This is a genomic window from Robinsoniella peoriensis (assembly GCF_000797495.1).
Classification (GTDB): Bacteria; Bacillota; Clostridia; order Lachnospirales; family Lachnospiraceae; genus Robinsoniella; species Robinsoniella peoriensis.
The window spans coordinates 50,601-66,826 of sequence record NZ_JTGN01000001.1 but is presented as its reverse complement, the minus strand read 5'-3'; the positions used below and the strand labels follow the sequence as shown (position 1 = coordinate 66,826).

Below are 16,226 nucleotides of genomic sequence, written 5' to 3'. Positions count from 1 at the left end.
ATAACAGGTCACAGAGAATATGGAGGAACTTAGAATGTACAGCGAAAAAGTTATGGATCATTTCCAACATCCAAGGAATGTAGGAGAAATAGAAAATGCAAGCGGTGTAGGTACCGTAGGAAATGCAAAATGTGGAGATATCATGAGAATTTATCTGGATATCGATGAAAATAAGATTATCCGCGATGTAAAATTCAAGACTTTCGGATGCGGCGCTGCAGTTGCTACCAGCAGTATGGCAACGGAACTCGTAAAAGGCAAAGATATAAACGAAGCACTGAAGATTACAAATAAAGCAGTAATGGAAGCCTTAGACGGACTTCCGCCTGTAAAAGTACATTGTTCCCTGCTGGCTGAAGAGGCAATTCATGCTGCACTGTGGGATTATGCTGAAAAGAACCACATTCAGATAGATGGATTGGAAAAACCAAAGTCAGATATTCACGAAGGTGAAGAAGAGGAACAGGAAGAGTATTAATGGAAAAGAAAAAAGTAGTCGTAGGAATGTCCGGAGGAGTTGATTCCTCCGTTGCGGCCTACCTGTTAAAAGAGCAGGGATATGATGTAATTGGTGTCACCATGCAGATATGGCAGGATGAAGACAACGAAGTGCAGGAAGAAAATGGCGGATGCTGCGGGCTGAGTGCAGTAGATGACGCCAGAAGAGTGGCGCAGGATCTTGAGATTCCATACTATGTAATGAACTTTAAGTCGGAATTCAAAGAAAATGTGATGGACTATTTTGCAAAGGAATATCTGCAGGGAAGGACCCCCAATCCTTGTATCGCCTGTAACCGTTATGTGAAATGGGAATCTCTTTTAAAAAGAAGCCTGGACATCGGAGCGGATTATATAGCCACTGGGCATTATGCCAGAGTGACACAGCTGCCAAATGGCAGATATACATTAATGAAATCAGCAACAGCGGCAAAGGACCAGACATACGCATTATATAACCTTACTCAGAATCAGCTTGCCCATACCCTAATGCCGGTAGGGGCATATACCAAAGACGAGATCCGCGAAATTGCAGACAAGATCAATCTTCGTGTAGCACATAAACCGGACAGTCAGGAGATCTGTTTTGTTCCGGATAAAGACTATGCATCATTTATCGAAGAATATTCCGGAAAGCGGATACCCCAGGGTAATTTTGTAAATACAAAGGGAGAAGTGATCGGACGTCATAAAGGAATTACCCATTATACAATCGGTCAGCGTAAAGGATTAAATCTGGCAATGGGACATCCTGTTTTTGTGGTGGAAATCCGTCCGCAGACAAATGAGGTGGTTATCGGTGAAGGAGATGAGGTATTTGGACATACGCTCTATGCTAATCATCTGAACTTTATGTCCATTGAAGATCTGGATGGGGAGATGGAAGTAATGGCGAAAATCCGTTATAACCATAAAGGCTCTCCCTGTACCGTAAAAAGAGTAGAAGAGGATAAAGTACTCTGTACTTTCCCGGAACCGCAAAGGGCCATAACACCCGGACAGGCTGTAGTTTTCTATGACGGCGACTATGTGCTTGGGGGAGGTACCATCCTGTAGCGGACTGGTGCATCATTATGCGATGAGGTACCGGAGCGTGTTTGAAAGGAGTATTCAAGATGAAATCAGATTACCATCTGCATACCTGGCATTCCGCAGATTCGGAAACGCCCATGCGTTCCATGATCGAAGAAGGCATACGGATTGGACTGAAAACCATGTGTTTCACCGAACATATGGATTATGACACCCCAAAGGAAATGGGGGATTTTGAATTAAATACAGAAGCATATTTTAATGAATACCGGTGCTTAAAAGAAGAATATCAGGATAAAATGGAATTGCTTTTTGGCGTAGAATTGGGATTGCAGGCACATCTTGCAGAAAAACACGAAGCTTATGTGCAGAAATATCCTTTTGATTTTATTATCGGTTCCTCCCATGTGGTCAGGGGATGTGATCCCTATTATCCCAGCTTCTTTGAGGGAAGGACAGAAGAATCCTGCTATCTGGAGTATTTTGAGTCTATTGAAAAGAACATACGGGCATTTTCTGATTTTGATTCATACGGGCACCTGGATTATGTAGTCCGTTACGGGCCTAATAAAAACCGGGATTATTCCTATGAAAAGTATCGGGAGATTCTGGATGGCATCCTAAGGCTGCTGATTGAAAAAGGGATTGCCCTGGAAGTAAATTCCGGCGGGATCAAGTATGGACTTGGAGAGCCGAACCCATCGGTGGATGTGATCAGGGCTTACCGGAAACTGGGCGGAGAATTGATCACCCTGGGGTCAGATGCCCATACACCGGAATACCTGGCTCATGAATTTAAGAAGCTTCGGCAGATTTTAGAAGAATGCGGTTTTACCCGTTATACCGAATTTCGGAAAAGAAAACCGGAATTTGTAGAACTTACGAATATATAAGGCGTATATGAGATACGGAAGCTTGTCTCCTGCGGGGCAATCTATAACAAAAAGACATGTTTCCCCGCTAATATGCCATTTTTAATGTGCAGGTATACAGAAATTTGTAAAAGAAGCATAAATTTTGAAATTGCACTTGAATTTTAGAAGGAAATTAGGTAAAATAGCAAATAGGTTGATGTTTCTTTAACAATCTTAATGAAACTCTAAACTAACCAGGTACATATAATATGCTCCCGGTTATAATATTTTATTCTTAGGAGGAATTAAATCATGGCAGTAAAAGTAGCAATTAATGGTTTTGGACGTATTGGACGTCTTGCTTTCAGACAGATGTTTGGCGCAGAAGGATATGAAGTAGTTGCAATTAACGACTTAACAAATCCTAAAATGTTAGCACACTTATTAAAATATGATTCAGCTCAGGGTAGATATGCATTAGCTGATAAAGTTACTTGCAGCGAAGATTCCATCACAGTAGACGGAAAAGAAATCAAAATCTACGCACAGAGAGATCCTAAAGATCTTCCTTGGGGCGAATTAGACGTTGACGTTGTTCTGGAGTGTACAGGCTTCTTTACATCCAAAGATAAAGCTTCTGCTCATATCGCAGCAGGCGCTAAGAAAGTTGTTATTTCTGCTCCAGCAGGAAATGACCTTCCTACAATCGTTTACAATGTAAACCATACAGAATTAAAAGCAGAAGATACTGTTATTTCAGCAGCTTCCTGTACAACAAACTGCTTAGCTCCTATGGCTAAAGCTTTAAATGACTTAGCTAAAATCAAAACTGGTATCATGGCTACTATCCATGCTTACACAGGAGATCAGATGACTCTTGACGGACCTCATCCAAAGGGAGATTTAAGAAGAGCTCGTGCAGCAGCAGCTAACATCGTTCCTAACAGCACAGGCGCAGCAAAAGCTATTGGTTTAGTTATTCCTGAATTAAACGGAAAATTAATCGGATCTGCTCAGCGTGTACCAGTTCCAACAGGTTCTACTACTATCTTAACAGCAGTTGTAGAAGGAACAGTTACAAAAGAAGATATCAATGCAGCTATGAAAGCAGCAGCTACAGAATCTTTTGGTTACACAGAAGAAGAATTAGTATCCAGTGATATCATTGGAATCAGATTCGGTTCCCTGTTTGATGCTACACAGACAATGGTACTGCCATTAGATAACGGCACAACACAGGTTCAGGTAGTTTCATGGTATGACAATGAAAACTCCTACACAAGCCAGATGGTTCGTACAATCAAATACTTCTCTGAATTAGCATAATTCAAGCAAAACAGAGATAACAAGTTAGATCCTGAAGGGTCCGGTCTTAGGACTGGACTCTTTTGTGGTTTTGCTGGTGCATTTGATCATATCCAACCAATTTAACAGTACGTATTCTGCTCCACAGTTGTGTTCCAATGATTGCGGAGCAATAATATAAAGTTCATAATTATAATAAATAACCCAGGAGGCAGATACACATGCTTAATAAAAAATCAGTAGATGATATTAATGTAAAAGGCCAGCGCGTACTGGTTCGTTGTGATTTCAACGTACCATTACAGGAAGGCAAAATTACAGATGAAAACCGTTTGGTTGCAGCTCTTCCTACAATTAAGAAATTAATTGCTGACGGCGGAAAGGTAATTCTTTGCTCCCATCTTGGAAAACCCAAGGGTGAGGCAAAACCGGAATTATCTTTAGCTCCAGTTGCAGTTCGTTTATCCGAATTGTTAGGACAGGAAGTAAAATTTGCAGCAGATCCTGAAGTAGTGGGAGCAAATGCAAAAGCAGCTGTTGAAGCAATGAACGACGGGGATGTAATTCTTCTTGAAAATACACGTTACAGAGCAGAAGAAACAAAGAATGGCGAAGCATTCAGCAAAGAATTAGCTTCTCTTTGTGATGTATTTGTAAATGATGCATTTGGTACTGCCCACAGAGCACACTGCTCAAATGTAGGGGTTACACAGTATGTGAAAACAGCTGTTGTAGGATACTTAATGCAAAAAGAGATTGATTTCTTAGGAAATGCAGTAAATAATCCGGAGAGACCATTCGTAGCGATCCTTGGCGGATCCAAAGTTTCCTCTAAGATTTCTGTAATCAACAACCTGCTTGATAAGGTAGACACTTTAATCATCGGTGGTGGCATGTGCTTTACATTTGCAAAAGCACAGGGCATGGAAATCGGTAAATCTTTAGTTGAGCCGGATTACCTGGATTACTCCAAAGAAATGGTAGAAAAGGCAAAAGCAAAAGGTGTAAACTTATTACTGCCGGTTGACTATATTGCAGCAAAAGAATTTTCAAATGACTCTGAATTCCGTACAGTAGAAGGAAATTTAGATGCAGATGAAATGGGACTCGACATCGGACCTAAATCTGCTCAGATGTTTGCAGATGCATTAAAAGATGCGAAAACAGTAGTATGGAACGGACCAATGGGATGCTTCGAAATGTCCAACTTCGCAGGCGGAACAGTTGCAGTAGCAAAAGCACTTGCTGAAATCGATGCTACAACAATTATCGGCGGCGGTGACTCTGCAGCAGCAGTTAACCAGCTTGGATTTGGTGATAAAATGACTCATATTTCAACAGGCGGCGGCGCTTCACTTGAATTCCTGGAAGGAAAAGATCTTCCCGGAGTAGTAGCTGCAAACGATAAATAAGATTCAGTATAACTATAAAATCCGGGCAGTATCATATCTGCCGGATTTGAAGAAAACAGGAGAATAAGAAAAATGGCAAGAAAGAAAATTATCGCAGGAAACTGGAAAATGAACATGACTCCTAGTGAGGCAGTTGCTTTAGTAAATGAATTAAAACCATTAGTAGCAAGTGAAGAAGTAGACGTAGTATTCTGCGTACCTGCAATCGACATTATCCCGGTTATGGAAGCAGCTAAAGGATCCAATATCCAGGTTGGTGCTGAAAATATGTACTATGAAGAAAAAGGCGCTTACACAGGAGAAATCTCACCTGCAATGTTAACAGATGTTGGTGTTAAATATGTAGTTCTGGGACATTCTGAAAGAAGAGAATACTTCGCAGAAACAAACGAAACAGTAAATAAGAAAGTATTAAAAGCTTTCGAACATGGAATTACCCCAATCGTTTGCTGTGGCGAAACATTAGAGCAGAGAGAACAGGGCGTAACCATCGACTTCATCCGTCAGCAGATCAAAGTTGCATTCTTAAATGTAACAGCAGATCAGGCTAAGACAGCTGTAATCGCTTACGAACCAATCTGGGCAATCGGAACAGGTAAAGTAGCAACAACAGAGCAGGCTCAGGAAGTTTGCGCTGCAATCCGTGTCTGCATCGGCGAAATCTATGATCAGGCAACAGCAGAAGCAATCCGTATCCAGTACGGCGGATCTGTATCAGCAGCAAGTGCAGCAGAATTATTTGCTCAGGCAGATATTGATGGCGGCCTTGTAGGCGGAGCAGCTTTAAAACCAGACTTTGGTAAAATTGTAAATTACAAATAATTTATAGTTAAATAGATATAATTAATCAAACCCTCCGGCATCTTGCCGGAGGGTTTTTAAAGCGCTAATGTGAAAAACATGATTGTATACGGCTGTTATGTCGGATGCATATTTTTATAAAAGGTATATCCATTCCGGCCCAGTTTTGACTTTCTTTCATATAAAGCCTGGTCAGTCTTTGATATAATCAAAAAAGTTTTTATTATAAGTGTGGCACAGATTGTTGCATAATCATCACCATAGTAGCGTATTTGCATATTGCTGCATAAAAGCATTTCATGGGGAGAAAACCCCAAATTTGAATTGCAGCCCACCGGCGTTTAGTGCTATAATATACAACGTAAGTGATGTCCTGTTACAAAAGGATAAAAAGGAGAAGAAATGAGCGAGGTAAAGAAAATCAACATTGCCCTGCTTGGTCTGGGAACAGTGGGTACCGGAGTTTACAAGGTTTTGAAGAGCCAGCAGGAAGAAATGCCCTGCAAGATTGGCGCAGAACTTGTGATTAAGAAAATTCTGGTCCGCAACCTGGAGAAGGCTGCAGCCAAAGTGGATGATCCGTCAGTTCTTACGAATGACTGGAACGAAATCATTCAGGATGGGGAGATTGAAATCGTCATTGAAGTAATGGGAGGGATGGAACCCGCCAAAACTTATATGATGCAGGCCCTTGCGGCAGGGAAAAATGTAGTAACAGCCAACAAGGATCTGGTTGCTGTTGATGGAAAAGAGCTGTTGGATATGGCAGCGCTCCATCAGAAGGATTTCTTGTTTGAAGCGGCAGTTGCGGGTGGAATTCCGATCATACGGCCACTGAAGCAGTGTCTGGCTGGAAATCATCTGTCGGAAGTCATTGGAATAGTGAATGGAACTACCAATTTCATCTTAACGAAAATGACGGAAGATGGCATGGAATTTGCAGATGCGCTGGCAATGGCTACGGAACTGGGCTATGCAGAAGCAGACCCCACCGCGGACGTTGAAGGTCTGGATGCAGGGCGTAAAGTGGCAATTATGGCATCTATTGCATTCAATTCCAGGGTAACCTTCCAGGATGTGTATACGGAAGGAATTACGAAGATTACGGCAACCGATATCCGCTATGCCAAGGAAATGGGATGCCACATTAAGCTGTTAGGCGTTGCCAGGAATACAGAGGGCGGAATAGAAGCAAGGGTACATCCCATGCTGATTCCAAGTACACATCCTTTGGCGGCGGTAAACGATTCCTTTAATGCAGTATTCGTCCATGGAGATGCAGTGGATGATGCCATGTTCTATGGCAGAGGAGCCGGGGAATTACCAACAGCCAGTGCCATAGTAGGAGATGTATGTGATATTGCCAGGAATATCCGGTTTGGGTGCACCGGCAGGATCAGCTGTACCTGCTATAAGAATTTGCCGATTATGAAAATAGAGGATGTAAGAAGCCGCTATTTCCTGCGTATGCAGGTGGAGGACCACCCGGGTGTATTGGCAAGTGTAGCCAGTGTTTTCGGCAACAATGGAGTAAGTATCGAGAAGATTATTCAAAAGACAAAACGAGGTGATCTGGCTGAAATTGTCGTGATTACAGATTCTATTGAAGGGCGGCATTTTGATGATTCCCTGAAAATATTTGCAAGCATGTCAATGATCAATGAAATTTCAGCAGTAATCAGAGTGTACGGGCACTCATAAAATACAGACAGGATGGAAGAGAAAACGTGGAAAAACTATTTAAATTAAAAGAAAATCATACGAATGTAAAAACGGAAATCATTGCAGGTATTACCACATTTATGGCTATGGCCTATATTTTAGCAGTAAACCCGAATATTTTGTCAAGCACTGGTATGGACAAAGGCGCAGTCTTCACTGCAACAGCCCTTGCTTCTTTGGTAGGAACACTGTGTATGGCGTTATTCGCAAATTATCCATTCGTATTAGCCCCGGGTATGGGATTAAATGCATATTTTGCCTATACCATTGTGGCTGATATGGGATACAGCTGGCAGGTAGCGCTGGCCGCAGTCTTTGTAGAAGGTATTATCTTTATTCTTCTTTCGGCAGTTAAAATCAGAGAAGCGTTGTTTGATGCAATCCCTATGACTTTAAAACATGCCGTGAGCGTGGGAATTGGTTTGTTCATCGCATTTATCGGATTGCAGAATTGCCACCTGGTATTAGGGGGATCAACTTTGGTTACCCTGTTTTCAATGAAAAAATTCCAGGGGCTTAATGAAGGAATGGGAAGTTTCCAGGATGTTGGGATTACAGTGTTATTAGCAATTATCGGTATTATCATTACAGCAATTATGGTGGTCCGTAAGGTAAAAGGAAATATTCTGTGGGGAATGTTGATTACCTGGCTTTTGGGGATCGTTTGCCAGCTCACCGGCTTATATGTTCCCAATGCGGAAATCGGACTGTTTTCTTTAATTCCGGATTTCAGCGGCGGAATATCCATTCCCGATATATCACCGGTATTCTTTAAAATGAGCTTTTCCGGTATGCAGATCGGACAGTTTGCCATGGTAGTGTTTGCTTTGTTGTTCGTAGACTTGTTTGATACCCTGGGTGCACTTATTGGACTTGCAACAAAGGCAGACATGTTGGATAAAGACGGAAAACTGCCGCATATCAAAGGTGCATTGATGGCGGATGCAGTAGCTACAACGGCAGGTGCGGTATTTGGAACGTCCACCACTACCACATATGTTGAAAGCGCAACCGGAGTTTCAGAAGGAGGCCGTACGGGGCTCACAGCGGTAGTAGCAGCAGTACTGTTCGGATTAGCGTTGTTCCTGTCTCCAATCTTTCTTGCAATTCCGTCTTTCGCTACAGCACCGGCATTGATCATGGTAGGATTCTTTATGCTTTCCAATGTAACCAAGATCGATTTCAATGATATGAGAGAAGGAATTCCGGCATTTATCTGTATTGCAGCAATGCCATTCTTCTATAGTATTTCAGAAGGTATCGCAATGGGAATGATCTCTTACGTGGCACTTCACCTGGCATCTAAGAAGGTAGAACGTAAGAAGATGAGCGTTATTATGTACATTTTAGCGGTATTATTTATCCTGAAATATTTGTTCTTATAAGGATTTAAGGATAAGTTTTATGGATATAGGGACACTTTGCAGACAGATGTAGTGCCCGGAAAGAGAAGGGGGCGGACCATTCTCTTTCCAGGATGCAGTTTATTGATAGAAAGCTGGTTTTCTCAGCATGGTGGGACCCTGGGGGTATAACATGCTGGACGATGAAATTGTTCGCTCGAGGGGGTAAAGCGTTACCAATACAAATTTACAGCTGTAAAACAGGTATTGTATGATCCGGCAGGAGAATTACAATACCTGTTTTAATTTATGCAGATGATTTGTGAGGAAGGCAATTTTGCGTACACATAAGATAAGTCGGTCAATAAATTGGTGTAGTTGATGAAATATTTCACTTTGCAAAAATTAATCGGGGGTATTGTTGACAAGAAGCCCAACCATCATGTAAAATAAGCTTTTGAGAACGTTAATAATTTATTTAAATAAAGGAGAAAATATCATGAGTAAGAAACCAACCGTTTTGATGATACTTGATGGATATGGATTGAATAAGAAGGAGCAGGCAAATGCAGTAGCAGAAGCAAACACTCCGGTAATGGACAAGTTAATGGCTGAATGCCCGTTTGTAGAAGGTCAGGCAAGCGGAATGGCAGTTGGACTTCCGGAAGGCCAGATGGGTAATTCAGAAGTAGGACATCTGAACATGGGCGCCGGACGTATTGTATATCAGGAGCTTACCAGAATCACCAAAGAGATTCAGGATGGTGATTTCTTCAAAAATGAAGCATTATTAGATGCAGTAAGAAATGCAAAGAAAAATAATACGGCACTTCATATGTTTGGTTTATTATCCGATGGCGGAGTTCACAGCCACAATACACATGTATATGGTCTGTTAGAGCTGGCTAAGAAAGAAGGCCTTGAGAAAGTATATGTACACTGCTTCCTGGACGGACGTGACACACCTCCTTCTTCCGGTAAAGGATATGTGGAACAGTTAGCTGACAAAATGAAAGAGATCGGCGTTGGCGAGATCGCATCTGTAATGGGACGTTATTATGCAATGGACAGAGATAACAGATGGGACAGAGTGGAACTGGCTTATAATGCTATGGTAAATGGCAAAGGAGAGACCGCTGAGTGCGGACCCTGCGGCGTTCAGAAATCCTATGACGCAGACAAGACAGATGAATTCGTACTTCCTACCGTAATGGTAAAAGACGGAGCACCGGTTGCAACCATCCAAGATAAAGATTCCGTAATCTTCTTTAACTTCAGACCGGACCGTGCAAGAGAAATTACCCGTGCTTTCTGCTGTGATGATTTCGATGGCTTTCCACGTGAAAAAAGATTAGATCTGACTTATGTTTGCTTTACGGATTATGATGAAACAATTCCTCATAAAGAAGTAGCTTTCCATAAAGTGGCAATTACCAATACATTTGGCGAATTCCTGGCTGAAAATCATCTGACACAGGCCAGAATCGCAGAAACAGAAAAATATGCACATGTTACTTTCTTCTTTAACGGAGGAAAAGAAGAGCCAAATGCAGGTGAAGACAGAATTCTTGTAAAATCTCCAAAGGTTGCTACCTATGATTTAAAACCGGAGATGAGTGCTTATGAAGTTTGTGATAAGTTAGTTGAAGCAATCAAATCGGATAAATACGATGTGATCATCATTAACTTTGCAAATCCGGATATGGTTGGACATACTGGTGTAGAAAATGCAGCTATCAAAGCAATTGAGGCAGTTGATGCATGTGTTGGAAGAACCGTGGCAGCTCTTGAAGAAGTAAATGGACAGATGTTCATCTGCGCAGACCATGGAAATGCAGAGCAGTTAGTTGATTATGTAACAGGAGTTCCGTTTACTGCACATACAACAAATCCGGTTCCGTTCATTCTGGTAAATTATGATAAGGACTATACATTGAAAGAAGGCGGATGCCTGGCTGATATTGCACCTACATTAATTGAAATGATGGGGATGAAGAAGCCGGCGGAGATGACAGGGAAATCGTTGCTGATCAAAAAATAAGGGATTCTTATGCAAGGGGGCGTGATGCACCGAAAGGTGCGGGCGCTCCTGTTTATATATTTAAAAGTGCAGATTTATTTGAATATTTGACGGAGGTTTTGGATATGGTAAAGGATATTGTGAAATCGGCTATTATGATTAAGCTGAAATGTAAATCGGAGAGTCCTTTGATTTCGCCGGCGGAGTTTTGCTGTGCGGCGGGTGTGGCAGTGAAGGTAATTGGGCTGGGTGAAAGATTTGTGGAGAAGTTTCGGTCTTTGGACTCTGTGGCGGAGATGAAGGAGGTTTTGTTTCCGGAACTGGAAGCGGTGAAGGAGGAGTATCAGGAGGATGCCGTAAATAAGAGGCTTATACATTTGCTCCTTTCCTGCAAGGTGGAAGGGGAAGTGACGGATGAGCTCCGTGAGATATTTGATATGGGCATGCACTGATTTTTTTGATTATTTTATGAAATAAATGGGCACACTACTCTCTAAAGGAGGGCAATGTTCTATGTTTGAATATATACCAATTGTCGATGTTTACGGAAGAGAGATCCTGGATTCCAGGGGAAATCCTACAGTGGAAGTGGAAGTACTGGCGGAAGGCGGTGCGATTGGAAGGGCAGCGGTTCCTTCTGGAGCATCTACCGGACAGTTCGAAGCGATGGAACTTAGGGATGGGGAAGAACGTTATCTGGGACAGGGTGTTTCCCAGGCAGTACATCATGTGAATACAATCCTGGCTGATGCAGTTATCGGTGAAAACGTGCTGCAGCAGACTACGGTTGATAAAATACTTTTAAGAGAAGATGGAACCAGGAATAAATCGAGAATTGGAGCAAATGCCATATTGGGAGTTTCCATGGCAGTTGCCAAAGCAGCTGCCCAGTCACTGAAACTGCCTTTGTTTCGTTATATGGGCGGAATGCAGCCGGGAGAACTTCCGGTTCCGATGATGAATGTGTTAAATGGCGGATGTCACGCAGATAACACCGTAGATCTTCAGGAATTTATGATTATGCCCAAAGGAGCGAAAAGCTTTCATGACGGATTGCAGATGTGCTCGGAAATTTATCACAATCTGAAGAAAATTATTAAAGCCAAAGGACTGTCTACCGGAGTCGGAGACGAGGGCGGATTCGCACCGGATCTGCCGGATGCATCAGCAGTGATAGAATTGCTGATAGAGGCAGTGGAAAAAAGCGGCTACCAGATGAAAAAGGACATTGTTATAGCCATTGATGCAGCAGCATCTGAACTATACGATGAAAAGAAGAGAGTTTATTATTTTCCGGGTGAAAGCCAGATGAAGGGGCACCGGGTAGAACGTACGGCGGATGAGATGATAGAGTACTACAAGGAGATGACGGATAAATATCCGGTTGTATCCATTGAAGACGGTTTGTTTGAGGATGACTGGGAAGGCTGGCAGAAGCTGACGCAGGAATTGGGTGACCGGATTCAGCTGGTTGGGGATGATTTATTTGTTACCAATCCGGAACGTTTGAAAAAAGGAATTGAGTTGGGAGCGGCAAATGCAATCTTAGTCAAGGTCAATCAGATTGGTACGCTGACAGAAGCATTTGAGGCCATTTACATGGCGCAGCGGGCAGGATACCGTACGATTATTTCCCATCGTTCCGGAGAGACAGAAGATACCATCATCGCGGATATAGCAGTTGCAACGGGAGCGGGGCAGATCAAAACAGGAGCACCGTGCAGGAGTGAGCGGGTAGCCAAGTATAATCAGCTCCTTCGTATCGAGGAAAATTTTTAAATTATTGACTTTTTTTCCAGCCTGTGGTAAACTCAATATTGTCGTTTAACATAGGAGGTGCAGAGCGTGGAAGTTTTAAAAATGATCCTTACTATAATTTATATCTTAGTATGTATTGCGTTGACAGTAATTGTATTGATGCAGGAAGGCAAGTCAGCAGGACTTGGTACAATTGGTGGAATGGCAGATACTTACTGGGGCAAGAACAAAGGACGCTCCGTAGAAGGTGCGCTTGTTAAATCCACCAAGTTCTTGGCAATTGGATTTATCGTGCTGTCAGTAGTATTGAATCTTAAGTTTTAAAGTTAGAAGACACTCTTGTAGTTACTGCAAGGGTGTTTTTTTAAACCATGTCGAAAAACATGGAATATAGTCATAGTCAGTGTATCTAAGGTTGTGCCGGCGGGTAGGTTTCAGGCAGACAGATTTACCGGGCACCGTAAAAACAAACAAGCAGATGCTGCCAACTAAGAAAGAGAGAAAATGAATGAATCAAGAATTATTAGATAAGAGAAAGAAAGTCATATACGATATGATTTGTGATAAACAATACATTCCGATGAAGATTAAAGAAATCGCGATCTTACTTCAGGTTACAAAAGAAGACCGCCCGGCGCTGGAACTGGTGCTGGAAGAGTTAATCCGGGAAGGAAAAATTGAAATATCCAAAAGGGGCAAATATAAAAAAGCAGAGGATACATCCCTTGTAGGGAAATTTATCGGACATCCAAAAGGATTTGGATTTGTAGAGATCGAAGGCAGGGAAGAAGATATTTTTATCCCGGAAACTGCAACCGAAGGAGCAGTACATCAGGATACAGTGCAGGTAGCGCTGGTTCCGGGAAAGAACGGGAAACGACAGGAGGGTGCCATTATTAAGATCCTGGAACATGGCATGAAGGAAGTAGTCGGAACCTATCAGCAGAGTAAAAATTTTGGCTTTGTCGTACCTGATAATTTAAAGCTGACCAAAGATATCTTTATCCCTATTGAGCGCTCAAAAGGGGCTGTGAACGGGCATAAGGTAGTTGCGGAAATCACAGATTACGGCACAAAAACGAAAAATCCGGAAGGAAAAGTTAAAGAAATTATCGGGCATATCAATGATCCGGGAACGGATATCCTTTCCATCGTTTATGCCTATGAGCTGCCCCTTGATTTTCCGGAAAAAGTAATGAATCAGGCACAGCGCATGCCCGATGAAATCATAGATGGTGATATGGAAGGCAGAAAAGATCTGCGTGATTTGCAGACAGTAACCATTGACGGTGAAGATGCAAAAGATTTGGATGATGCCATTTCCCTTACAAAAGAAGGAAATATTTATCATCTGGGAGTTCATATAGCGGATGTAACCAATTATGTACAAGAGAACAGTGCATTAGACCGGGAAGCCTTAAAAAGAGGCACCAGCGTTTATCTGGTAGACCGGGTAATACCTATGCTTCCTCACAAATTGTCCAACGGAATCTGCTCCCTGAATCAGGGTGTAGACAGACTGGCACTGAGCTGTATCATGGATGTGGATGAAAAAGGAAACGTCATCAGTCATGAAATAGCAGAAACTGTGATTAACGTAGACCGAAGAATGACTTATACCAGCGTAAAGAAAATCCTGACAGAGCAGGATGAAGAAGAACGCTTAGAATATGAATCACTGGTACCAATGTTTGAACTCATGCAGGAACTGGCAGGTCTATTGCGGGAGAAGAGAAAGCAGAGAGGTTCCATCGATTTTGACTTCCCGGAGACTAAGATTATTCTGGATGAAAAAGGAAAGCCCCAGGAAATCAAACCATACGACCGCAATATAGCCACTAAAATTATAGAAGATTTCATGCTGCTGGCAAATGAAACCGTAGCAGAAGACTATTACTGGCAGGAACTTCCCTTTGTATACCGTACTCATGACACACCGGATCCGGAAAAAATAGAAAAGCTGGCATTGTTTATCAACAACTTCGGATATGGAATTAAAAACAGCAAAAATGATATCCATCCCAAAGAACTGCAAAAACTGCTGGCAAGAATCGAAGATTCGCCGGAAGAAGCCATGATCAGCAGATTAACTCTGCGTTCTATGAAACAGGCGAAATATACACCGGAATGTACCGGACATTTTGGTTTGGCAGCGCAGTACTACTGTCATTTCACGTCACCGATACGCCGCTATCCCGATCTTCAGATCCACCGTATCATCAAAGACAATCTTCGTGGCAGAATGAATAACGGCAGGATCAAACATTACGATGGAATTCTGACCCAGGTTGCCGATCAGTCCAGTAAAATGGAACGCCGTGCGGATGAGGCAGAGCGGGAGACAGATAAGCTGAAAAAAGTGGAATATATGGAAGCCCGTATAGGTCAGTGTTTCCAGGGGGTTATTTCCGGAATCACAAGCTGGGGTCTGTATGTAGAGCTGCCAAATACCATAGAGGGTATGGTTCATGTTACTCATATGTACGACGACCGCTATTATTATAAGGAAGAAACTTATGAAATGTTCGGTGTAGACACCGGTAAAATATATAAACTTGGACAGAAATTAACCGTTAAGGTAATAGACTGCGACCGACAGAGCCGCACCATCGATTTTGAGATCGCAGAAGAAGGGGGAGAAAGTTAAGTGGGAGCACAATCCATTAAACTGATAGCAAATAATAAAAAAGCGTTTCATGATTATTTTATAGAAGATACCTATGAAGCAGGCATATCTCTGCATGGAACAGAAGTAAAATCCCTTCGCATGGGGAAATGCAGTATCAAAGAATCCTTCGTCCGCGTTGATCGCGGCGAAGTATTCATATATGGAATGCATATCAGTCCTTATGAGAAAGGAAACATTTTTAATAAAGATCCGCTGCGGGTGAAAAAGCTTTTATTACACCGCTTTGAAATCAACAAGCTGACCGGTAAAATGAAAGAAAAGGGATTTACACTGGTTCCGCTTAAGGTTTATTTTAAAGGAAGTCTGGTAAAGGTGGAAATCGGACTTGCCCGAGGTAAAAAACTCTATGATAAACGACAGGACATAGCAAAAAAAGATCAGAGAAGAGAAGCAGAGAAGGAATTTAAGATCCGGAACCTGTAGAAGAGATCACATAAAATTTGTTTAGTACCAGAAAAGAGCCAGAAAAAAACCCAACAAGAGCCAAGAAAGAGCCAAATAAGAGCCAAATAAGAGCGTATGCAGGAGGAAATCGGTATGGTACCCACATCAAAAGAAGACTTGACAAAACTGGTAACCCAGGCTACTTTAGAAACTTATGAAGAATTATCACCTCAGCTGATCGTACTGCTGGATCAGGTGAAACACAATGATCAGTTAACAGAATCCCAGAAAAATGACGAGATCATGCTGAACATGATGGGTTATGTTAAATCCTGTACCAATGAAATCATCATTGAAGTATTATCAGAAATACTCGGACTGGATTAATGAAAATATATTTTCTAATTT

15 protein-coding genes are annotated in these 16,226 nt (G+C 42.1%); all 15 read left to right on the top strand.

What is annotated here, in order from left to right; genetic code table 11:
- Positions 1–34: 34 nt before the first annotated feature.
- Positions 35–478, top strand: a complete 444-nt coding sequence (gene nifU, locus QR40_RS00290; protein ID WP_027293847.1) for a Fe-S cluster assembly scaffold protein NifU — start codon at positions 35–37, stop codon at positions 476–478.
- Positions 478–1,554, top strand: a complete 1,077-nt coding sequence (mnmA, locus tag QR40_RS00285) for a tRNA 2-thiouridine(34) synthase MnmA (protein ID WP_027293848.1) — start codon at positions 478–480, stop codon at positions 1,552–1,554. The genes nifU and mnmA overlap by 1 nt, the downstream gene beginning before the upstream one ends.
- A gap of 59 nt (positions 1,555–1,613) precedes the next feature.
- Positions 1,614–2,423, top strand: coding sequence for a histidinol-phosphatase HisJ family protein (locus tag QR40_RS00280; protein WP_044292871.1), 810 nt, complete (start codon positions 1,614–1,616; stop codon positions 2,421–2,423).
- Positions 2,424–2,696: 273 nt separating this feature from the next.
- Complete coding sequence (gene gap / locus QR40_RS00275) at positions 2,697–3,710, top strand: type I glyceraldehyde-3-phosphate dehydrogenase (RefSeq protein ID WP_027293850.1); 1,014 nt, start codon at positions 2,697–2,699, stop codon at positions 3,708–3,710.
- 200 nt (positions 3,711–3,910) lie between these two features.
- Positions 3,911–5,101 carry a phosphoglycerate kinase gene (locus QR40_RS32155; protein ID WP_044292868.1) on the top strand — a complete coding sequence of 397 codons (1,191 nt, stop codon included), beginning with the start codon at positions 3,911–3,913 and terminating at the stop codon, positions 5,099–5,101.
- A 72-nt stretch (positions 5,102–5,173) separates the two neighbouring features.
- Entirely contained in the window at positions 5,174–5,923 is a 750-nt protein-coding gene (gene tpiA / locus QR40_RS32150; RefSeq protein ID WP_027293852.1) for a triose-phosphate isomerase, read from the top strand.
- A 381-nt stretch (positions 5,924–6,304) separates the two neighbouring features.
- Positions 6,305–7,603: a homoserine dehydrogenase gene (locus QR40_RS00255; RefSeq protein WP_027293854.1), complete on the top strand. Its 1,299-nt coding sequence runs from the start codon at positions 6,305–6,307 to the stop codon at positions 7,601–7,603.
- Positions 7,604–7,629: 26 nt separating this feature from the next.
- Entirely contained in the window at positions 7,630–9,009 is a 1,380-nt protein-coding gene (locus QR40_RS00250) for an NCS2 family permease (RefSeq protein ID WP_044292864.1), read from the top strand.
- Positions 9,010–9,466: 457 nt separating this feature from the next.
- Complete coding sequence (gene gpmI / locus QR40_RS00245; protein WP_044292862.1) at positions 9,467–11,008, top strand: 2,3-bisphosphoglycerate-independent phosphoglycerate mutase; 1,542 nt, start codon at positions 9,467–9,469, stop codon at positions 11,006–11,008.
- A gap of 104 nt (positions 11,009–11,112) precedes the next feature.
- Positions 11,113–11,439 (top strand): DUF3837 family protein, encoded by a 327-nt coding sequence (locus tag QR40_RS00240; protein ID WP_044292860.1) that lies wholly within the window; start codon positions 11,113–11,115, stop codon positions 11,437–11,439.
- Between the two features lie 61 nt (positions 11,440–11,500).
- Positions 11,501–12,766 (top strand): phosphopyruvate hydratase, encoded by a 1,266-nt coding sequence (gene eno / locus QR40_RS00235; RefSeq protein WP_044292859.1) that lies wholly within the window; start codon positions 11,501–11,503, stop codon positions 12,764–12,766.
- An 81-nt stretch (positions 12,767–12,847) separates the two neighbouring features.
- Positions 12,848–13,069: a preprotein translocase subunit SecG gene (secG, locus tag QR40_RS00230; RefSeq protein WP_377140450.1), complete on the top strand. Its 222-nt coding sequence runs from the start codon at positions 12,848–12,850 to the stop codon at positions 13,067–13,069.
- A gap of 184 nt (positions 13,070–13,253) precedes the next feature.
- Positions 13,254–15,392: a ribonuclease R gene (rnr, locus tag QR40_RS00225; protein WP_044292858.1), complete on the top strand. Its 2,139-nt coding sequence runs from the start codon at positions 13,254–13,256 to the stop codon at positions 15,390–15,392.
- On the top strand, positions 15,393–15,857 hold the full coding sequence (smpB, locus tag QR40_RS00220) for an SsrA-binding protein SmpB (RefSeq protein WP_027293861.1): 465 nt from the start codon (positions 15,393–15,395) through the stop codon (positions 15,855–15,857).
- 114 nt (positions 15,858–15,971) lie between these two features.
- Positions 15,972–16,205 carry a hypothetical protein gene (locus QR40_RS00215; protein WP_027293862.1) on the top strand — a complete coding sequence of 78 codons (234 nt, stop codon included), beginning with the start codon at positions 15,972–15,974 and terminating at the stop codon, positions 16,203–16,205.
- Positions 16,206–16,226 lie beyond the last annotated feature (21 nt).